At 69.5% G+C, this 20,029-nt stretch carries 19 protein-coding genes; 13 read left to right on the plus strand and 6 right to left on the minus strand.

From position 1 onward, the window contains the following. Positions 1–287: 287 nt before the first annotated feature. From IE118_RS29645 to IE118_RS29660, 4 genes are all read left to right on the plus strand, one after another. Positions 288–1,349, plus strand: coding sequence for an alpha/beta fold hydrolase (locus IE118_RS29645; protein WP_229846990.1), 1,062 nt, complete (start codon positions 288–290; stop codon positions 1,347–1,349). A 144-nt stretch (positions 1,350–1,493) separates the two neighbouring features. After that, positions 1,494–2,063, plus strand: coding sequence for a CGNR zinc finger domain-containing protein (locus IE118_RS29650; RefSeq protein ID WP_189561174.1), 570 nt, complete (start codon positions 1,494–1,496; stop codon positions 2,061–2,063). Positions 2,064–2,240: 177 nt separating this feature from the next. Beyond that, positions 2,241–3,146 carry an NmrA family NAD(P)-binding protein gene (locus IE118_RS29655; RefSeq protein WP_189561175.1) on the plus strand — a complete coding sequence of 302 codons (906 nt, stop codon included), beginning with the start codon at positions 2,241–2,243 and terminating at the stop codon, positions 3,144–3,146. Positions 3,147–3,649: 503 nt separating this feature from the next. Then, positions 3,650–3,829, plus strand: coding sequence for a hypothetical protein (locus IE118_RS29660; protein ID WP_189561176.1), 180 nt, complete (start codon positions 3,650–3,652; stop codon positions 3,827–3,829). 227 nt (positions 3,830–4,056) lie between these two features. On the opposite strand, the gene IE118_RS29665 is transcribed toward IE118_RS29660, so the two are convergent. After that, on the minus strand, positions 4,057–4,494 hold the full coding sequence (locus IE118_RS29665) for an SRPBCC family protein (protein WP_189561177.1): 438 nt from the start codon (positions 4,492–4,494) through the stop codon (positions 4,057–4,059). Between the two features lie 4 nt (positions 4,495–4,498). Continuing rightward, positions 4,499–4,846: an ArsR/SmtB family transcription factor gene (locus tag IE118_RS29670; RefSeq protein ID WP_189561178.1), complete on the minus strand. Its 348-nt coding sequence runs from the start codon at positions 4,844–4,846 to the stop codon at positions 4,499–4,501. 156 nt (positions 4,847–5,002) lie between these two features. Here IE118_RS29670 and IE118_RS29675 point away from each other — a divergent pair, with 156 nt between their 5' ends. Together IE118_RS29675 and IE118_RS29680 are read left to right on the plus strand one after the other, a co-directional pair. After that, complete coding sequence (locus IE118_RS29675) at positions 5,003–6,808, plus strand: NHL domain-containing thioredoxin family protein (protein WP_189561198.1); 1,806 nt, start codon at positions 5,003–5,005, stop codon at positions 6,806–6,808. A gap of 269 nt (positions 6,809–7,077) precedes the next feature. Then, on the plus strand, positions 7,078–7,566 hold the full coding sequence (locus tag IE118_RS29680; protein WP_189561179.1) for a GNAT family N-acetyltransferase: 489 nt from the start codon (positions 7,078–7,080) through the stop codon (positions 7,564–7,566). Positions 7,567–7,833: 267 nt separating this feature from the next. Here IE118_RS29680 and IE118_RS29685 read toward each other — a convergent pair whose 3' ends face one another. Both IE118_RS29685 and IE118_RS29690 read right to left on the minus strand, forming a co-directional pair. Then, on the minus strand, positions 7,834–9,519 hold the full coding sequence (locus IE118_RS29685) for a ribonuclease J (protein WP_189561180.1): 1,686 nt from the start codon (positions 9,517–9,519) through the stop codon (positions 7,834–7,836). Positions 9,520–9,787: 268 nt separating this feature from the next. Beyond that, entirely contained in the window at positions 9,788–10,354 is a 567-nt protein-coding gene (locus IE118_RS29690) for a CGNR zinc finger domain-containing protein (RefSeq protein ID WP_229846991.1), read from the minus strand. Between the two features lie 152 nt (positions 10,355–10,506). On the opposite strand from IE118_RS29690, the gene IE118_RS29695 reads away from it, so the two are divergent. The 6 genes from IE118_RS29695 (at position 10,507) to IE118_RS29720 (ending at position 15,419) form a co-directional block, all read left to right on the plus strand. Further along, a complete protein-coding gene (locus tag IE118_RS29695; protein WP_189561182.1) occupies positions 10,507–10,962 on the plus strand; it encodes a VOC family protein in 456 nt (151 codons plus the stop codon). Between the two features lie 103 nt (positions 10,963–11,065). Continuing rightward, complete coding sequence (locus IE118_RS29700; RefSeq protein ID WP_189561183.1) at positions 11,066–11,977, plus strand: pyridoxamine 5'-phosphate oxidase family protein; 912 nt, start codon at positions 11,066–11,068, stop codon at positions 11,975–11,977. A gap of 108 nt (positions 11,978–12,085) precedes the next feature. Next, on the plus strand, positions 12,086–12,283 hold the full coding sequence (locus IE118_RS29705) for a ferredoxin (RefSeq protein ID WP_189561184.1): 198 nt from the start codon (positions 12,086–12,088) through the stop codon (positions 12,281–12,283). Next, on the plus strand, positions 12,280–13,512 hold the full coding sequence (locus tag IE118_RS29710; RefSeq protein WP_229846992.1) for an NAD(P)/FAD-dependent oxidoreductase: 1,233 nt from the start codon (positions 12,280–12,282) through the stop codon (positions 13,510–13,512). The genes IE118_RS29705 and IE118_RS29710 overlap by 4 nt, the downstream gene beginning before the upstream one ends. Before the next feature lie 259 nt (positions 13,513–13,771). Then, complete coding sequence (locus IE118_RS29715) at positions 13,772–14,104, plus strand: glyoxalase superfamily protein (RefSeq protein ID WP_189561185.1); 333 nt, start codon at positions 13,772–13,774, stop codon at positions 14,102–14,104. A gap of 232 nt (positions 14,105–14,336) precedes the next feature. Beyond that, positions 14,337–15,419 (plus strand): NAD(P)/FAD-dependent oxidoreductase, encoded by a 1,083-nt coding sequence (locus IE118_RS29720; RefSeq protein ID WP_229846993.1) that lies wholly within the window; start codon positions 14,337–14,339, stop codon positions 15,417–15,419. Positions 15,420–16,203: 784 nt separating this feature from the next. On the opposite strand, the gene IE118_RS34210 is transcribed toward IE118_RS29720, so the two are convergent. Continuing rightward, positions 16,204–16,749: a hypothetical protein gene (locus IE118_RS34210; RefSeq protein ID WP_229846994.1), complete on the minus strand. Its 546-nt coding sequence runs from the start codon at positions 16,747–16,749 to the stop codon at positions 16,204–16,206. 634 nt (positions 16,750–17,383) lie between these two features. Here IE118_RS34210 and IE118_RS29730 point away from each other — a divergent pair. Next, positions 17,384–18,160 carry a histone H3 family protein gene (locus IE118_RS29730; protein WP_189561200.1) on the plus strand — a complete coding sequence of 259 codons (777 nt, stop codon included), beginning with the start codon at positions 17,384–17,386 and terminating at the stop codon, positions 18,158–18,160. Between the two features lie 420 nt (positions 18,161–18,580). Here IE118_RS29730 and IE118_RS29735 read toward each other — a convergent pair whose 3' ends face one another. Then, positions 18,581–19,993, minus strand: a complete 1,413-nt coding sequence (locus IE118_RS29735) for an FAD-dependent oxidoreductase (protein WP_189561186.1) — start codon at positions 19,991–19,993, stop codon at positions 18,581–18,583. Positions 19,994–20,029: the final 36 nt, after the last annotated feature.

Here is a 20,029-nt window from a genome sequence, read left to right on the forward strand (position 1 = left end):
GGGGATGGCTCCTCACTCCAACAGCGCAACCGCACGGACCTCCGAGGGAGGCCGCGGGCACTGCCGTCTCCCGGTATTCAGCAGGCAGGAAGCAGACGAGGGGCCATGGAGCAAAAAACGGCCACATGCCAGGAATTGGGGCCAATGCTACGTTCTCAGCGCGAAAGGAGAAGCACGTGACAAACGCTTCCGCAGAACCTCCTTCCCCGGAGGGCTCACAACCGCCGTCGCACGGCGGACGCAGACCCTCTCGACGCTCCCTTCTCGGCGGCCTGATAGCCACGGTCGTGGCCGTTTCGGTGTTCGGTGGGTGGGCCCTGACAACCGCCGACGCGTCCATGCACGCGGGCGGCCCGGCCCCGGGCGACGCCTCAACCTCCGTACCGCGCACGACGGTTGCGACCACCTCGCCGAAGGCACTCGGATCCGTCACCAATTCGCCGGGCCTGTCGGCGGACTTCAGGCGGACCTTCAGCGACCACTTCATCGAGGCCAACGGGCTGCGTCAGCACGCGGTCATCGGCGGCGAGGGTCCGCCACTCCTCCTGGTGCACGGCTGGCCCGAGAACTGGTACGCCTGGCGGCTGATCATGCCGGAGCTGGCCCGCCACTTCACGGTCATCGCGGTCGATCAGCGGGGCATCGGTCTGACCGAGAAACCGCGTACGGGGTACGACACCGGCACCCTCGCCAAGGACCTGGCCGCGCTCATGGACGAGCTCGGCCACGAACGGTTCTCCCTCGTCGGCCACGACACAGGAATGATCATCGCTTACGCGCTGGCCGCCGACTTCCCCGAGCGGGTCGAACGCGTGGCCTTCGCCGAGGTACCGGGCCCTCCCGGAGTCGACCCCTCGCCCCCTCTGTTCGTTCCGGAGCCGCTCAACAACAGGCTGTGGCACATTCCCTTCAACCGGGTGGACGACAAGCTCGTCGAGCAGCTCGTCACCGGGCGCGAGGACCTCTTCTACGGCTACGAATTCGCCGTTCAGGGCGGAGGCGTGCCCCAGCAGGCGATGGACTACTACTTCCGTCTCCTGTCAGATCCCGAGCGGCTGACCGGGAGCTTCGGCTTCTACCGGGCCTGGGACGCCACGCTGGCGCAGAACGAGAAGCGCGCCAGGACGAAACTGACGATGCCGGTTCTGGGCATCGGCGGGGCCGACAGCTGGGGTCCGGCGGTGGCCGACTCGTTCAAGCCCGTCGCGACCGACGTACGGAGCACGGTCATTCCCGACGCAGGCCACTGGCTTGCCGAGCAGGCCCCCGACGCGTTGCTCGCGACCCTGACCGAGTTCCTGAACTCCCGCAGCGCCGCCGCCACATCGGCCCTGCCGGCCGAGAAGTAGGTCAAGGGTGATCGCGCGGTGACCGTTGCCCGGCAAGGCGACGGTCACCGCACACGTCGGTCGTCCCCGCACGGCGGTCATGCCGCTCCTGCCGCGCGCACCGGAGTCCTGGCATGGACACGCGTCACCGGCCAGAATGGTGACATGAGGCACGCGTTTCCCGGCGGCACCCCGGCGCTCGACTTCCCCGGCACACTGCGCTTCCGGCACCGCCCGGAGCCCCGGGAGGATCTCGACTCGCCGGCCGATCTCAGCATCTGGTTCCGCGAGGCGGGGATCACGGAGGCCGACATCCCTGTCGGCACGGCGGACCTCCGCAGGGCCCTGGCTCTGAGGGAGGCGGTCTACCCGTTGATCCTCGCCGCGATGGCGGACAGGGAATACGACCCGGATGCGCTGGCGCTGGTCAATCACCACGCGGCCGGGCCCACACCGGTGCCGCGACTCACCCCGACCGGGCGCCGTGTCGACGCCACCGTCGACCAAGCGCTCGCCCATGTAGCCCGCGACGTGGTCGCGGCGCTCAGCGGACCGGACGTAGTGCTGTTCAAGGAGTGCGGCAACCCGGAGTGCTCGCAGGTCTTCATCGATCGTTCCCGCGGGGCGCGACGGGAGTGGTGCGCCATGGATCCCTGCGGAAACAAAATCAAGGCCGCCGCCTACCGCGCGCGGAAGCGGGCGGGTACACACGGCATCACCGGGCGGTCCCGCTGACCGGCTCGCCGAGGCCCCTTCCGTCCTCGTGGTGAGTGAACGATCCGTCCGTGACATGCTGGCCGAAGCCCCGACAGCGCCCTTCGGCCGGACCGCACCGAGCGACGGGCGCACTCCTGGACGCGTCGAACGCCGAAGAGCGCGCGTGCGCCGGCCCTGCAAGAAGGAGGCCGATCCATGCCTTCTCGTCAGACCGTACTCATCACCGGAGCGGGCGGCGTAGGGCGAGCCGTGATCGCGGAACTGCGTGCGCGGGATGTGCCGGTACGTGTCATGGTCCGCCGCGACGACGAACGGGCGGCCGAGCTTCGCCGGTTCGGCGCGGAGGTGGTCACGGGTGACCTCACCCGTCCCGAGACCGTCGCCGCCGGCTTGCAGGACGTCCGGCGGATGTACTTCGCGATGTCCGTGTCCCGCGACCACCTCCTGGCCGCGACCGTCGTGGCGACCGTCGCCCGGGAGTACGGGAACCTGGAGGCCCTGGTCGGTGTGTCCCAGATGACGGTGTCGCAGATGACCGCAACCAGCACCGACGAGTCCCACCAGCAACGGCTGCACTGGCTGGCCGAGCAGGTACTGAACTGGTCGGGACTGCCCGTGATCCACATCCGGCCCACGTCCTTCCTCGACAATCCGCTGTTCACAGCCCTCGCGGCACAGTCGATCAAAAGGGACGGAACGCTCGCCCTGCCCTTCGGGTCCGGGCGTACGTCGCCGGTCGCGGTCGGCGACGTCGCGCGCGTGGCCGCCACCGTGCTCGGCGATCCGCGGGGACACGTCGGCAACGTCTACGAGCTGACCGGACCGCAGACGATGGACATGGGGGAGATGGCCGAGTCGTACTCCCGGGCACTGGGGCGGCCGGTCGTCTACGCGGACGTGCCCCTGCAACAGTGGCGCACCGAGGTGCTCGCCGGGCTGGGTCTGTCCCGGCACATCGAGGAGCACATCGTCACCATGTGCCGGCTGCACCAGGAGAACCGTTACGACCGGGCGACGGATGACATCGCGCGTGTGACGGGCGTTCCGGCCCAGACCGTCGAACAGTTCGTCTCCGCTCACAAGGGCCTGTACGTCGACTGAGTGCGGAGGGAGGGGACGGCACGGCATGCAGCCCTTCGAAGCTCACGGTCGGTTCAGCGGTAGGAGTACTTTTCCGCTGCGATGGCCTCCACGGCGCGGGCCTCGTCGGCCTCGATCCGTCGCACGGTGTCGAGGACGGCGGCACCGGTGGCACCGGGCGGAACGAAGTCTCCACGCGGTGGGTCATGACCAGGATGAAGTCGTGACGTACGGCGGTCGTGATCAGTCCGACCGCGTCCAGCCCCTGCCCGGCGCCGTCGCCGGTGCACGGCTTGGTCTTCGTCGGGACGCCGGCAGGGGCGGTCAGGACGTCGCCCTTCGCGGTCGCCGCCGTGTACCGCCAGCCGGCCGGTACCCGTCCACGGCGAGGACGCCGACCGCTGGCTCACGCACCATCCCGTCACCTGTTTGACAGGTGACGAATGGACTGGCACTCTCGTCACTAGTTCAACCGGTGACGTATTGGCGTACCGGTCGGCGGGACGACACGAAAGGAGCCTTGAATGGGCCAGAACCGCGAATCCGTCGATGCGGCGCAGACGCGGCGCAGACTGCGTTTCTCGAAGCTGCCGGAGCGTGTCCGCCTTGAGGACACCGTGGAAGAGCGGCCTGCGGTGACACACCACTCGGCGAGCCATTCCCACAACCCGGACTGGTGGCTCATTCGTATGGGCGGCGTGTGAGCGAATGCCGCCCGGGCCAGGTGCCGGCCAACGGCGATCACCGAAAGAGGACCCCTGTGCAGTTCGAGAAGAACCTTGTCCGTCTGACGTCGATCGCGGCTGCCGGAGCGGTCACGATCAGTTGCCTCCTGGGCATCTTCTAGGCTGGGTCTTGTCCGGCCGATCAGGTAACTACTCCGTCCCCGCTGTCGAGCGGGCAATCAACGAGCTCGCGAGATTCCGGGCGGTCATCCAGCTGTGTCGAGCTGCGTCGCGAGCTGATCCAGGGACGACTGCCAGCCTCCGCTGGCACTGTCGGCGATCGCGGGATCGGCCATGACGTGGGTGAACACCAGGAGACAGCTGCCCCCTTCGTCGCGCAGCTCGAACCTGAGATGATCGTCGAACTCCCTCTCCTTACCGTCCGGGTCGTGCTCGTCGAAGGCGAACAGCCGCGGCGGGTCGAAGTCGGTGATGGTGGCCGAGTAGATCGTGCCCTCGCCGTCGTCGAAGGTCATGCGACCGCCGGTCCTGGGCTCCAGCCCCGTCACCCGAAACGGATACCACTGGCTCAGCTGCTGGGGATCGGTGACCGCAAGCCAGACCTTGTCGCGGCTGTGCTTCAGATGACGTTCGAACTGCAGGGCAGGCCGGCCGTCGAAGGTGGTGACATTGGTCGCGCTCATGACTTCACGGCTCCTCGGTCGACCGACGCGGCTGTTCCTCGGGAGCGTCGGGCATCGTTTCCAGGTGTCGCTCCAATGCGTCCAGGCGTTCGGTCCACAGTCGGCGATACGGCGCGAGCCAGGCGTCGAGATCGGCCAACGGTTCCGGGCGGAGCTCGTACCAGCGGCGCTGCGCTTCCGGTCGGACCGTGACCAGCCCGGCCTCACGCAGCACCCGGAGATGTTTGGACACCCGCGGCTGACTCATCTCGAGTTCGTGGGCGACCTCCCCCACCAGTCGGGGGCGGCCGAGCAGCAGCCCGAGTATCCGTCGCCGTGTGGGGTCGGCCAGCACTTCGAACGGCAGGGACACACCTCGACCATACTCCGTCAGTTATATAACGGCAACGGCATGAACGGCTTCGGCTCAGCTGACCGCCGTGCGGGCTCCGCGGTCGCGTGGGGATGCCTCTGGTCGGAGGGGGCGTGGCTGGCTTGGCTGGTGAGGGTGGTGTGGTTGGCTGAGCAGATGGTGAAGCGCGTGCGGGTTCGTGCTCCGGAGCTGGTGGGCAGGGGCGGCTGGGTGAACACCGGGGGGCGGGAGTTGAGCCTTGCCGCGCTCCGCGGGCGGATTGTGATCGTCGACTTCTGGACGTCGGGCTGCATCAATTGCCTGCACGCCCTGGACGAGCTGCGCGGGCTGGAGGAAAGACACCGGGACACTGTGGTGATCGTCGGTGTGCACTCGCCGAAGTTCGCGCACGAAGCCGAGCACGAGGCGGTGGTGGACGCTGCCGGGCGTTACGCCGTCGGGCATCCTGTGCTGGACGATCCAGAGCTGGTCACCTGGAAGCAGTACGCGGTCAGTGCCTGGCCCACCCTTTCCGTGATCGATCCCGAGGGTTATGTCGTCGCCCAGCTTGTCGGTGAGGGACACGCGCGTGCGATCGAGGAGCTGGTCGTGGAGCTGGAGGCTGAGCACACGGCCAAGGGCACCCTGCGGCGCGGCGACGCCCCCTACGCGGCGCCCGAGCCGGAGCCGGCCGCCCTGCGTTTTCCTGGAAAGGTTCTTCGTCTGCCTTCGGGGACGTTCCTGGTCAGTGACACCGCCCGGCATCAGCTGGTGGAGTTGGCGCAGGACGGGGAGAGCGTGGTGCGTCGGGTCGGCAGCGGGCAGCGGGGCTTCGCGGACGGGCCTGCCGAGGACGCCTTGTTCGCTGAGCCCCAAGGGCTCGCTCTCCTGAGCGACGGTTCGGTGGTCGTCGCTGACACGGTCAATCACGCCCTGCGCCGGTACGACACCGCCACCGGAGAGGTCACCACCCTGGCCGGCACCGGCCGGCAATGGAGACGGGACGATCCCACCTCGGGTCCGGCCCGTGATGTCCCTCTGTCCTCGCCCTGGGACGTCGCCTGGTGGAACGACCGGGTATGGATCGCCATGGCCGGGGTGCATCAGCTGTGGGCCTACGACCCGCAGGACGCGACTGTCACCGTCACCGCGGGGACGGGCAACGAAGGACTCGTCGACGGACCCGGATCGGAGGCCTGGTTCGCGCAGCCGTCCGGGCTCGCGGCCACCGAGAAGCGGCTCTGGGTCGCCGACCCCGAGACCTCCGCCCTGCGCTGGGTCGACCCGGACGGCACCGTCCGCACGGCGGTCGGCACAGGCCTGTTCGACTTCGGGCACCGCGACGGCCCCGCCGATCAAGCCCTGTTCCAGCACCCCCTGGGGGTGACCGCCCTGCCCGACGGCTCGGTGGCCGTCAGCGACACCTACAACCACGCCCTGCGCCGCTACGATCCCGTCACCGGCGAGGTCAGCACCCTGGCGACCGACCTGCGCGAGCCCAGCGACGCGGTCCTTGCCGCAGACGACATCGTGGTCGTCGAGTCCGCCCGGCACCGCCTCACCCGCCTGCGGCTGCCCTCGGAAGCCGCACGCCCAGCAGCTGCACACCGCACACGCCGGGCGACAACCGAGGTGGCGCCAAGTACCTTGCACCTTGAGGTGGCCTTCACCGCGCCGGCTGGGCAGAAGCTGGACACACGCTACGGACCCTCCACCCGGCTCGAGGTCTCCGCCACACCGCCCGAACTGCTACGCGCCGGGCAGGGCATGGGCACCGACTTGTCCCGCCTGCTCGAACTGGATCCCGCCGTGCCCGAGGGCGTCTTGCACGTCTCCGCTACCGCCGCATCCTGTGACGACGACCCGGACATCCCCTACCCCGCCTGCCGTGTCCACCAGCAGGACTGGCAGGTCCCGCTCCGTCTCATCGACGGGGCGACGGACCGTCTCTTGTTCGCCTTGACCGCCCCGGACGCCGCGTGACACAGGAAGCCCGACTCGGCGGGGTCCACGCCTGCCGCAGCCCTCGGCGCGGCGGCTGACCGAGACCGACTCCAGCCACGCGGGCGACCTGCCTGCGGCCGGAGGGTACCGCTCGACGTCGATCGGGCGTGCTCGGCCCCGCCTGAGGAGTGCGTGAAAGCGGGTGGCGGTCACCTCCCGCGCGCCTGCTCCAGGGTGGCGGTGAACACCCTTGCCGAGCCGGCCGACCCGACGCACGAAGGCACTCTTCGGTGCGAAATACTTCCACGATGAGTGCACGCACTTCCCCGACCGGCCAGCCGATCACGCTACGGAGGGCCGTCGCGCGGGACGCCAAGCGGCTTACTCGGCTCGTGCGTGGCTCAGGCGCCTACCAGGGGAAGTACGCAGCCGCAGTCGCGGGCTATCGGGTCGGTCCTGATTACATCGAGGCCCACCGCGTCTTCGTGGCCGTCGGTGCCGACGAGCACGGGGACCGGGTCCTCGGGTTCTACTCGCTCGTCCTTGCTCCACCGGAGCTCGACCTGCTGTTCGTCGGCGACGCAGTGCAGGGACGGGGTATCGGACGGCTACTCGTCGCCCACATGCGGTCCGAGGCCCGTGCCGCGGGGATCGACCGCATCAAGGTCGTGTCGCACCTTCCCGCCGAGGACTTCTACCGCCGCGTCGGTGCGGTGCGGACCGGAACCGCGTTCGCGAACCCGCCCGCCGTGCCGTGGGACCGCCCCGCATTCGAATTTCGCATTCCTCCGGGATGACGCGGTGTACTGGTCGGCGAGGCACCGGCCGGCGCGCCTGCACGACCTGATCCTGCGCGCCGCCTGCCGCCTCCCTCGCGGACCTGCCGGCCGCCCCCGGCGGAGCGATCCGCCGCGCCGGGCACGCCCGGGCCTGCCGGCCTCCCTCGGCGAGGCGATCTGCCTCGCCGAGGGTGGTGGCTTCGCCACCGACCGGTCCGGACGCACCTGCCCTCGGTGTTCGCGTGGCCCTGACCGGAGCCGTGGACCGTGCTGCCGGGCTGCGGGTCAGGCGTCGATGATGACGGGGATGATGAGGGGCTTGCGGCGATGGGTGCGGAACGCCCAGTTCGCCACGGCGCGCGCGAGGAGCTGTTCGAGTTGGCGCGCGTCCCCGACGCCCTCCTCGGCCGCGGTGGCCAGGGTCTTCTCGATGACGGGGACGACCGGCTCGAAGGTGGCGTCGTCGTGGACGAAGCCGCGGGCCAGGAAGTCGGGGGGTTCGGTCAGTGCGCCGGTGTCCGCGTCGACGATCGCCACCACCGTGACCACGCCTTCGGCGGCGAGGGTGAGACGGTCCTTGAGGGACGCCTCGGTGGCGCCGCCGACTTCCATGCCGTCCACGTACACGTTGCCGGCGGGGACCTTGCCGGTGATGGACGCGCGCCCGTCGACCAGGTCGACGACGACGCCGTCCTCGGCGATGACGACCCGGTCGGGGTCCACGCCGGTACGGATGGCGAGGTCGCCGTTGGCCCGCAGGTGGCGCCATTCGCCGTGCACGGGCATGACGTTGCGGGGGCGGACGATGTTGTAGCAGTAGACGAGTTCGCCGGCGCTGGCGTGCCCGGAGACGTGCACCTTGGCGTTGCCCTTGTGGACCACGTGGGCGCCCCACCGGGTGAGTCCGTTGATCACCCGGTAGATGGCGTTCTCGTTGCCGGGGATGAGGGAGCTGGCGAGCAGGACGGTGTCGCCCTTGCCGATGCGGATCATGTGGTCGCGGTTGGCCATCCGTGACAGCGCGGCCATCGGTTCGCCCTGGGAGCCGGTGCACACCAGTGTGACCTTGTGGTCCGGGAGCTTCTCCAGCTCCTTCGTGCTCACGACCAGACCGGAGGGGACCTTCAGATAGCCCAGGTCGCGGGCGATGCCCATGTTGCGGACCATCGACCTGCCGACGAAGGCGACCTTGCGGCCGTGCTGGTGGGCGGCGTCCAGGACCTGCTGGATGCGGTGCACGTGGCTGGCGAAGCTGGAGACGATGACCCGGCGCGGCGCGGTGCGCATCACCTGCTCGATCGCCGGGTTCAGTTCCCGCTCGGAGGTGGTGAAGCCGGGCACCTCGGCGTTGGTGGAGTCGGTGAGGAACAGGTCCACGCCCTCCTCGCCGAGACGGGCGAAGGCGCGCAGATCGGTGATGCGGTCGTCGAGGGGGAACTGGTCCATCTTGAAGTCGCCGGTGTGCAGCACCATGCCGGCCCGGGTGCGGATCGCGACCGCGAGGCTGTCCGGGATGGAGTGGTTGACCGCCACGAACTCGCAGTCGAAGGGCCCGAAGCCGCGCCGTTCGCCCTCCCGCACCCGCACCGTGCGCGGCCGGATGCCGTGCTCCTTGAGCTTGGCCTCCAGGAACGCCAGTGTCAGCTTGGAGCCGACGACGGGAATGTCGCGCCGCTCGCGCAGCAGGTACGGCACGCCGCCGATGTGGTCCTCGTGGCCGTGGGTGAGAACCACGGCCACGATGTCGTCCAGCCGGTCCCGGATCGAGGTGAAGTCCGGCAGGATCACGTCCACGCCGGGCTGGGTCTCCTCGGGGAACAGCACCCCGCAGTCGACGATGAGCAGCTTGCCCGCGTGCTCGAAGACGGTCATGTTGCGGCCGATCTCGCCCAGGCCGCCCAGGGCGACGACCCGCAGCCCTCCTTCGGGAAGGGGCGGGGCGGCTTTCAGCTCGGGGTGCGGATGACTCATACCCTGACGGTACCCGGAGTGGGGGAGGGGTGATCCATCGCCTGTGTGCTCTCCACTTCCCGGCGGATCAGATCGCCGGGAGGAACGGGCAGGGGTGACAGCGGTATCACCCGTGGCGGGGGCGGCCCACACGTGAGCCACACCGTCCAGCCCGTCGCCGGTCTGCTGTCCCACCAGCGGACTGCGGACCTGACCCCGGTACGGCAGATGCGACCACGGAGCCGTGTCGAAGCCTGAGGCGCCTCACCACCTGGCGTGCGCGAGCTCGTCAGCGGCGGCGGGCGTAGTGGCGCTGGGCCTTGGCCCGGTTACCGCAGCCGCTCATCGAGCACCAGCGCCGGGTGCCGTTCTTGGACACGTCGTAGAAGTGCAGGACGCATTGCGGGTTGCCGCAGGCGCGGATGCGGTCGGGGCGGTCGGCGAGCAGCCGCAGGAAGTCGGCGGTGGCGGTCCATGCCGGCAGCCAGGCCGGGTCGTCCACCTCGGCCACCGTGCTCGGCCCGTCGGGGCGCAGGACCTGCCGCAGTCGGCCATGGGCGAGGACGTCGTTGACGGCCGTGAGGGCGGCGGGAGAGGGGTGTGCCGGGTCGGTGACGGCCTCATCGAGCGCGGCTCGGGCCTGGTGGAGCCGTTCTTGGGTGTCGTGGTCGGCCGGGACGGAGATGCCGCCAAGGGCTTCGCGGACCGGAGGCGTGTTCAGCCACAGCGCGGTTCCCTCGAGGGAGCCAAGGAGGTCGTGCCGGCCCGCGGTGTCGATCCAGCGGGTGTTGAGCAGGTCGACGGCGAGCGGTTCGCCGGTCAGCGGCCTGGGGTCGGATTCAGCGGGTGACGGCACGGAGCGGGTCCCTTCGTGGGGCGGCATCACCCCACCCACGATAACTGGTCATCCCTTGATCACCGGTTGACGGGCCTCTACCTAACCACTAACTTCAATTTTGCCGGTTACGAGAGTGGCTCGTGGCCCCGAACTGAGGCAGTTGATCGACCATGAGCAAGACGAAGAACCTGCAGACCGGACACGTCGCACTGAACGTCACGGACGTGGACCGGTCGCTCGCCTTCTACCGCGCCGTCTTCGATCTCGAGGTGATGGCGGAGGGCAAGGAGGACGGCCGCCGCTGGGCCTTCCTAGGCCGCGACAACCGTCTGCTCGTGACGCTCTGGCAGCAGAGCGAGGGCACGTTCGCCACTGACCGTCCGGGACTGCACCACCTCTCCTTCCAGGTCGACAGCGTCGAGGAGATCAAGGACGCCGAGGAGGTACTGCGCGGGCTCGGCGCCGAGTTTGCCTACGAGGGCGTCGTACCGCACGGCGAGAACGCCTCCTCCGGCGGCATCTTCTTCACCGACCCCGACGGCATCCGTCTGGAGATCTACGCCCCGACCGGCGCCGACCCCGCCGACGCCCCGACCCCCGGCGCCCCCACTTGCGGTTTCTTCTAGGCCGCACCGACGGCTCGAGGTGCCCGCCCGGCCGCGGACAGCGTCGGACGCGGCCGTCCCACCACCCACCCGACGCTCGTAGAGGGAACGAAAGGAAACCGCCGTGGCCACCTATCACAACGGCGAACTCGCGGTCCAGGAACGAGCCGGGCTCACCGACCAGGCCGGGTTCTCGCTCGGCGGCATTCACGAGACCGTCCCGCCCGTAGCCCGCCAGTTTCTTGCCGAACAGCCGGCGATCGTGGTGGGCGCCGCCGACCCGGCGGGCCGCCTCTGGGCCACTCAGCTGGCAGGGGAACCCGGGTTCCTGCGCGTGCCCGACCCCCGCACCCTCGTCATCGACGCCCTGCCCGTGCCGGAGGACCCGCTCGCCGGTGTCCTCCGCACGGCCCGCGACCTGAGGCTCGGGATGATCGCCATCGAGCCGGCCACCCGGCGCCGGATGCGGCTCAACGGCCGCGCCCACCGCGACGGCGGCGGCCTGCGCGTCGCACTCGACCAGGTCATCGCCAACTGCCCCAAGTACCTGCAGAAACGGGATTACCGCAGGGCGGTCCCCGGTGAGACAGGACCCCGCACGGCCGCCACCGGCCCGGCACTCAGCACCGCGCAACAGGAGAAGGTGCGCCGGGCCGACACGTTCTTCATCACCACCGCCTCCGACGGCGGCGACGCCGACGCCTCGCACCGCGGCGGCAACCCCGGATTCGTCCAGGTGCTCTCCCCGACCCTGTTGCGCTGGCCGGACTACGTCGGCAACGCCATGTTCCTGACGCTGGGCAACCTGCTGCTCAACCCCGCGGCAGGCGTCTTCGTGCCCGACTGGGAGACAGGCGCCGCGCTCCATCTGTCCGGCACCGCGCGGACCGTCTGGGACACCGCGGAGACCGCCCGCACACCAGGTGCCCAGCGGATCGTGGAGTTCTCCGTCGAGGCGGTGCACGAGGTTTCCTCGGCGTCCCCGCTGCGCTGGAGCGAGCCCGGCTACTCCCGCTTCAACCCGCCGGTCTCCTGACCCCGGCCCACCCGCCCGCACCCGTCCCGCGCACCCCGAGGCACGGGGGCGCCCGGCACCACACCGGAGGGGGGCCGGACCCCGCACCCGAAAACAACGGAGCCAGCCATGCATATCACCGTGGACATGAACCTCTGCGAGAGCCACGGACAGTGCGTCTTCGCCGCACCGGACATCTTCTCCTTCGACGACGAGGACTACCTGGCCTACGACGCCGCCCCGGCCGACGCGCTGCGCGACAGGGCCGAGAAAGCCGCCGCCGTCTGCCCGGTGCGCGCCATCACAGTCTCCGCGGGCGCGTCGTGAGGCGCCCCGCACCCCGCGAGATCGTCGTCGTGGGGGCGTCGCTCGCCGGGCTGCGGACGGCCGAGGCCCTGCGCGCCCAAGGCTTCACCGGGAGCCTGACCATCGTCGGCGCCGAACCCCACCTCCCCTACGACCGGCCGCCGCTCTCCAAGCAGGTGCTGACCGCGCAGCCCGACCCGCCCGGCACCGCGCTGCCGCTGCCCGCCGCCCTGGACGCACGCTGGCTGCTCGGCCGCCCCGCAGTGGGCCTCGACCTCACGGCCCGCACCGTCCTCCTCTCCGACGGCACCCGGCTGCCCTACGACGGCCTGGTCCTCGCCACCGGCTCGGCCGCGCGCGGCACACCGGCCGCCCTGGCCGTACCCCCACGCGGTGTGCTGACGCTCCGGGGGCTGGACGACGCGCTGGCCCTGCGCGCCGCACTGCTCCCGGGCCGGCGCCTGGTCGTCGTCGGTGCCGGGTTTCTCGGCGGCGAGGTGGCGGCCGCTGCGCGGCAGCGTGGACTCGACGTCACGCTGGTGGAAGCCGCCGCCCAGCCCCTGGACCGGGCCATTGGCTCCGCCGCAGGCACCTACGTGGGGGACCTTCACCGCGCCGCGGGTATCGACCTGCGCACGCGCACTACCGTCACCGGCTTCCGCGCCGGGGCGAACGGGCACGTCACCGCCGTCGAACTGACCACCGGCGACACAGTCCGGGCCGACGTGGTCCTGCTGGCGCTCGGGTCCGTCCCGGCGACCGGCTGGCTGGCCGGCTCCGGCATGGCCGTCGACGGAGGCGTCCACTGCGACCCGTATCTGCGGGCGCTGCGCTCCGACGGCTCGGTCGTGGACGGGGTGGTGGCCGCGGGTGACGTCGCCCGGGTGCCGCAGCCGCTCGCGGACGGTGCCCGCCTGACCCTCGGCCACTGGACGAACGCCGTGGAGCAGGGCGCCGCCGCCGCGGCCACGCTGCTTGCGACCGGGACGCCGGCCCCGTTCACGACGGTGCCGTCCTTCTGGTCCGACCTGCACGGCGCGCGAATCCGCTCGGTGGGCCTGCCCGCGGCCGCGGACGAGGCGCGCATCGTCGAGCACGACCTGGCCGGCCGGCACCTGGAGGTCGCCTACCACCGCCGGGGCCGGCTGGTCGGCGCCCTCACCATCGGCCGCACGGCCCGGCTGGCGGCATACCGGACGGTGCTGCGCGACCACAGCAAACCGGCGCAGAAACCGGCGTCAGCGGCCTGATCCGAGCCGGGCGGACCTGTACCACCATCACCCGGGCACGGGCCGCTCGTCGCTCTTTGCGACACGCCCCGCTCCCTACCTCCCTCCTTTGCCGTCCTGCGAGGCCGGCCATCGAGCCTGCTGTGGGAGTACCACGCCTTGCTGGTAGCGGCGCGTGGAGCAAGCCAACATGTGACGCTGCGTCAGGTCGCGTCATAGTTGCGCCAATCGGTGCCGCATCAGGCGCAGTCTGCCTTGGTCGGTCTGCGACGATGGCGCTATGGACGAGGAAGTCATTCCCATTCTTCGCGTCGAGGACGCTGCGGCGGCGGTTGTCTGGTACGAGCGGCTGGGCTTCGTGCAGCAGTGGGAGCACCGCTTCGGACCGGGACTTCCCGCGTTCGTCGAGATCGCCAGGGGCGGGGTGCGGTTGTTCCTGTCGGAGCACACGGGCGATGCCCGCCCCGACACGCTGGTCTACCTCCGCGTTCGAGATGTCGAGTCCATCGCCGCCGCCTTCGGTGTGCAGGCAAAGGATGCATCGTGGGCGCGTGAGATCGAGCTGCGCGACCCCGACGGCAACCGGCTGCGGATCGGCACGCCGACCCAATGACCGTCGGCGTGAGCGCGCGTCAGGGAAGCCGCTCCCATGACTGAGCGAGCACGCGTCCGCGAGCTGCTCGTAGCTCGCGAGCGGCAGCGCTCTGCTCCCGGTCGACTACCGCATCCCATGCAGTCTCTGTTATGGCGGGCACACGATCTCATTCTCCTCTCGCAGGCGCTTGCCCCGGCCGCCGCCCGCAACCTCCGTGCGTACTTCACGCCATTGCAGAAAGCAGCCCATCATGAGTGAAGCCTTACGCCACCGTCCCGCACACGCCGTCGTCATCGGCGGCAGTATCGCCGGCATGCTCGCTGCGGCTGCCCTCACACCGCACGTCGACTCCGTCGAGATCATCGAGGCCCACCAACTGCCCGATGGACCTGAGCCGCGGACCGGCGTGCCTCAGGCGGTGCACATCCACCTTTTGCAGACCGGCGGCGCCGAGGCCATCAACGATCTACTGCCCGGCAGCATCGACCTCCTGCAAGCCGCCGGCGCCCACCGCATACCGGTGACCACCAACATGGTCATCTACTCACCGGAAGGCTGGTATCGCCGCTGGAAACGTGCCACCCACTACCTGCTCACCGCCAGCCGGGATCTGACCGACCACATCATCCGGCAACAGGTACTCAAAGACCCTCGCGTCACCGTCCGCACCCACACCAGAGCGATCACACTCCTCGGCACCCGCCACCAGATCACCGGCGTCCGCGTCCGCGCTGCCGACAACACGGATGTCGACCTGCACGCTGACCTCGTCATCGACGCCTCCGGTCGGGCCTCCCGCACTCCCCAGTGGCTGTCCCAACTCGGCATCACGGACCTGGCTTCCGACCACATCGACTCCGGACTCGCCTACGCCAGCCGCTTCTACCGCGCTCCGGTCCCCACCCGCGGCTGGCCCGTGATCGGTGTGCAAGCCGACCCAAGCCTGCCCCGGCCCGGCAACGCAGGCGGCATCCTTCCCATCGAAGACGATCGCTGGCACGTCAGCCTCATGGGAGCCCCCGGCGGCCAGCCCTCTGGCGAGCCGGGTGCCTTTGCATCCTTTGCCCGCACCTTGCGCCACCCCATCATGGCTGACCTGCTCCAGCATGCCGAACCACTGAGCGACGTGCGCGTCACCCACAGCACTGCCAACCGACGCTACTACTACGAACGCCTCACACCATGGCCCGAGGGCCTGGTGGTGCTCGGTGACTCCGCCGCCGCCTTCAACCCGCTCTACGGCCACGGCATGTCCGTGGCAGCGCAAGGCGCCGTCGCCCTGCGCGATGAGCTCACAACCGGCCTGCTACCCGGTCTCGCCCGACGCGCTTAGCGCGCCATCGCCCGACGGATCGACACGGCGTGGGCGCTCGCGGTGGGACAAGACATCCACTTTCCCACCACCACCGGCAAGCGACCGACGGTTGCCGACCGCCTGTTGCGCCGCTACGTCAGCCGCCTGTCCCGTACGGCCACCGGCTCGTTCCACGCGGCGACAGACCTGACTGATGTACTCGCTCTCCAAGCGACTCCTACATCCCTCGTCAAACCCCGCGTACTATTGACTGCGCTCGTCGGCCCTTTACGGCCACTTCTTAGCGAACCTCAATTCTCTGATGCCGAACACCTCCTTCTGAACCAGCTACGGGAGGCTGCCAAGCACTCACCGGTTTTAGGTGATTCTGGTGAGTGAGTGACCGGTTGGGCCTGTAGGTGTCTGTAGCCGTCGGGGCGGAAGACTCATCGGCTGCGCCTGCGGCTGCGGCCGGGGTCGGAGGTGTTCGGCGTGCCGCTGCACTGGTCGACGCTGGGTGGGTGGAGTGGCAGGCCGTAGTCGGAAAGTGCTGGTCAGGTGTCCCACTCAGCCACCTGCAGTGAGCATTGGCTGACCACCACTATCACCGGGTTCGCTGCAGTCAGGTCGCCGAGCGCAGCTGATCCAGTTCGCTGCCGATCGCAGCCAGCACCCCCGGTCGCCATATCGGCGTTGGCCGCCATCCTGGGTCGGACCGGCGCCTTCGGTACCACTCTCTGGGAGAGTTGCCACCGCTCATCCGACACCAGCCGCTCAAACCCCCTCACCTCCGCTCTCGGCATGACGAAGACCCAGGAGAATCTCAGATGCGATTGCGGTGAAGGATGACCCGAACAGCAGCTTCGAACTCACGCACCGCCGAACCGTATTCATCACGAGCCGCAACCCAGGCCGAATCCTGTCCGTATGAATTTCGAAGCCGGTAATATGCATCCATCAGGCGGGAAGCCTGAGAGCGAAGCTGTTCACTGCCGGGAGTCATGAAGAACTGGGTCGTTACTTCGTAGCGGAGAGGGTCTGCAACGGTCAGATCTGATACCTCTACACCAGCTATAAAAGCGTCAATGATCTGCCCGCACAGCCGGTTGTACATGGAAGAGAGTCGCACGCTCACTTCTGCGAGTCGATTCACTTCCTCTTTGCGTCTTTCGACTTTGCGCCGTATTGAATCACCCAAGAGAACTAGAGTTCCACCGAGAACTGCTCCAAGCAGTGTCAGTACACTTTGCACTACATTACTCCGCGAGGTATTCGTCGTCTCAATTGAATCGCAGGCTGAAGCGCGGGCGCGGCGCGAGCGAGCGTCATCCGCTTCACCCTCATGACCGGCCAAGCCGTGCAACAGCACGACCGGCTCCCCTGGCCCGCCCCAGTCCCGGGGACAAGCCGAAGTCCGTCGCGCGCCCCCACACGCTCGGACCACACCACGACTGCCCCCAGGCTTCTCGCAGAAGCGTTGCTATGAAACACCGGCCACGTCCGCGGTGACGGTGCCCTGCGACCCCAGCGGGGCAACTCCACTGTCAGACCCAGGTGGCAGTATCACCGAAAGCGAACGCCCTGAGGCGTCCCCAACTCACCTCCACAGCATACGAAGAGGAGCATTCCCCTTGCGATTGCATGGCGCAGTACCCGGCATCGCCTCAGGTCGCCGGTGTCCGGCTCCTACGCGGACGAGGACACTGCAGGCACCGTCACCGCGGTCGGTGCCGCCGTCGCGGCGAAGGACGGGGTGTCATGGTGCGGATTCTCGCCGGCCCGGACAGCGGTTGGCGCGTCATCGCCGAGGTCAACGCCCTCCAGGAGCGAATGGCCCCGAGGCGATGTGCGTCTGGCTGGAGACCGGCTACCGGCTGGCCCAGGCCGAGGACGACCGCGTCGCCATCACCCGCAGCCTCACCGACCCCTCCATAAGGCTCTGTGGTCGTGCCGCCCGGTGCGGCACGGGCACTGAAACCCCGACACAGGAAGCGCATTGCTTGATGACCATACGATCCCGAGGCGCCGAGCGCAGCGGCCCGCAGACCGTTTCCATCGTGACGGGCTTGCCGTTCAAGCCTCAGCTCGTCAAAGCCGTGTTCAGGGATGTGACCTCGTGTGCCGTCTCCCGGCCGGCCGCGTGGGCCGCCGCGTCGGTGACACGGACCGTGCTGACGGAGATCATCGACGGCGCAAGGAGTGCGGCGGCCGAAGAGACCAGGAAGAGGCTGACTCCCAAGGACCTCATCGCGGCGATCGACCGCAACGTCGAGGTCGAGGTGGGATCAGCGTGGTACCTGCACAGCCCGACCTTCCACGGCCTGATGGGCGAGGTGCGCAACGCCGACGGTGCGCTCGTGTCTCTTCGTGAACGCCGCGGTGCGCGTACACCGAGTGGTGTGGCCGGCGCCCACCGCTTCGAGGCCGGGGTGAGAAGGCTCCTGGGGAGCCGGGGGGTGAGGGCGGTACCGGCGATGGTCCGCGACCTGGATGGGATCGCGAGCGTATTCCTGACGGCCCTGGCGCGGGACGCGGCCAAGGTCGTCCGCGAGGGCGGGGTCAAGCGGTTCGGGTCGGTCAGTCTGATGGTGCCGGGTGAGCCCATCCCGGCCCCGCCGCTCAAGGACCCCCTCTTCGCCCTGTCCACCCGCCGCGGGGACGGGCGGACTGTTGGCAGGGACGATGTCCTGGCCGCCGTCACTATGCAGTTGTTCGGCGATCTCAGACAACGCGCCATCACCGAGGCAGCCGAGCTGACACGCGACACATTGGCCAACTGATCGGACCGACCACTGACTTCGCCCACCGCGCCGGTTTCCATGTGTGCGTGGCTCCCGCCTTCTGCCGCCTGCATGCGGCTCCGGCCGACTGGCGGGAACGCGCCCGCCGCATGGGCGCGGGCTCCCTTCCCTCGCCGGGTGCCTGCCTGCCGAACACCACGTTCAAGTCATGGCCGGCCGCTGACGACGACCAGCAGTCGCCGATCGACGACCTGATGGCCGTCCGCGCGTGGCAGTACCCCGACCACGCCCTGCGACCACGAGGAGATCGCCCTTCGAATGCCCGGCCGCGCCCTCCGGTCATCGCCGTTGAGCGCTCGTCGCCGTCCTGTCGAGGAACGAGGACCGCGACGCCCTCAGTGAAGCTATTTCCTCGCGAACAGGGATGTCTCCTGCGGGACTTAGGCGAGGACGTCATCGTCAGCGCAGGCCGACGCGGACCAGGTACTCCATGAGACCGTCCGACGTTTCGGCCGCCCGCCCGATGTAGCCGTCCGGCCGGACCAGGAACGCCCCCCTCCCGTACGCGCCGTGTTCCGGCCCGCGCACGATGCGTATCGCTCCGAGGTGCTCGTCCGGGACGTCCGGGACGTCCGTGCCCAGCGCCAGCAGCGTCCAGTGCGGCCCCCGGAACGCGTCGAAGAGCCGTACGCCGTCCACCTTCCCGTCGGGCGCGCGGTCTCCGGCCCGGAGCGTACCGGTCGGGGCGGTACGTGTCTCCGCCGTGAGAGACGACTCCTGGTAGCCCAGCGCCAGCTGCTGGGTTGCCTTCCCGCGCCGTACCTCGCCGCGGTGGACGCCGGTCGAGACGCCGAGCATCTGGGCGGCGATCGGGCGCCGCTCCTCCTCGTAGCTGTCCAGCAACGTGGCCGGGGCGCGGCCGGTGAGGACCGCGCCCAGCTTCCAGCCCAGGTTGTAGGCGTCCTGGATACTGGTGTTCAGCCCTTGTCCGCCGGCTGGCGAGTGCACGTGTGCCGCGTCGCCGGCGAGAAACACCCGGCCTACGCGGAACCGGTCGGCCAGTGCCGCGCGCGGCCGGAAGTCGGAGGCCCAGCGCACCTCGGTCACGTCCTGGGCGGCGAGGTGTGTGCGGTCGGCGATGACCTTCCGTATGCCGTCCGGAGTGAGGTCCACCTCCGTTCCCGCGGGGAGCTCGGCGGTCAGCTGGAAGTCCTCGATGCCGGCGAGGGGGCAGAGAGCGAGGCGGCCGCCGGCCTCCTCGGCCGGGAAGAAGTGCCAGTTGTCGCGGTCCAGGCCGTCGATCCGGACGTCCGCCACCAGCATCGGGTGTGGATCGACCGTCTCGCCGGTCATGCCGACGCCGAGTGCCCGCCGCACGGCCGACCGGCCGCCGTCGGCGGCGACCGCGTACCGGGCGTGGACGGTCCCGCCGGAGGCGAGTCGCGCGGTGACGCCGTATGCGTCCTGGAGGACGCCGACGACCTCTCGGCCGAAGGCGACCCTGCCGCCCAACTCCTCCAGCCGGTCGCGCAGGATTTCTTGGGTGCGCCACTGCGGCACCATCCATGGCTCGGTGTAGGGCGTCTCCTCGCTCGCCGGGAGCGGCTCGAACATTCGGTGCTCGCCGGCCCGATGGCCGTCCTTCCAGAGCATGCCGACGGGGTAGGTCCCGCCGGCCGCGCGGATGGCGTCGAGGACGCCCAGGTCGTCGAAGACCTCCATTGTCCGGGGCTGGAAGCCCTTGCCACGCGAGCCGGGGAACAGCGTTCCGTCCCGCTCCACTAGCAGTGCGTCCACGCCGCGCCGGGCCAGGTCGATGCCGAGCGTGAGACCGGTGGGGCCCGCGCCGACGATCAGAACGTCCGTGTTCATCCCACTCTCCCTTAACGCTGTTAAGTGCTACTCGAC

The organism is Streptomyces pilosus (assembly GCF_014649835.1).
GTDB classification, from domain to species: domain Bacteria; phylum Actinomycetota; class Actinomycetes; order Streptomycetales; family Streptomycetaceae; genus Streptomyces; species Streptomyces pilosus.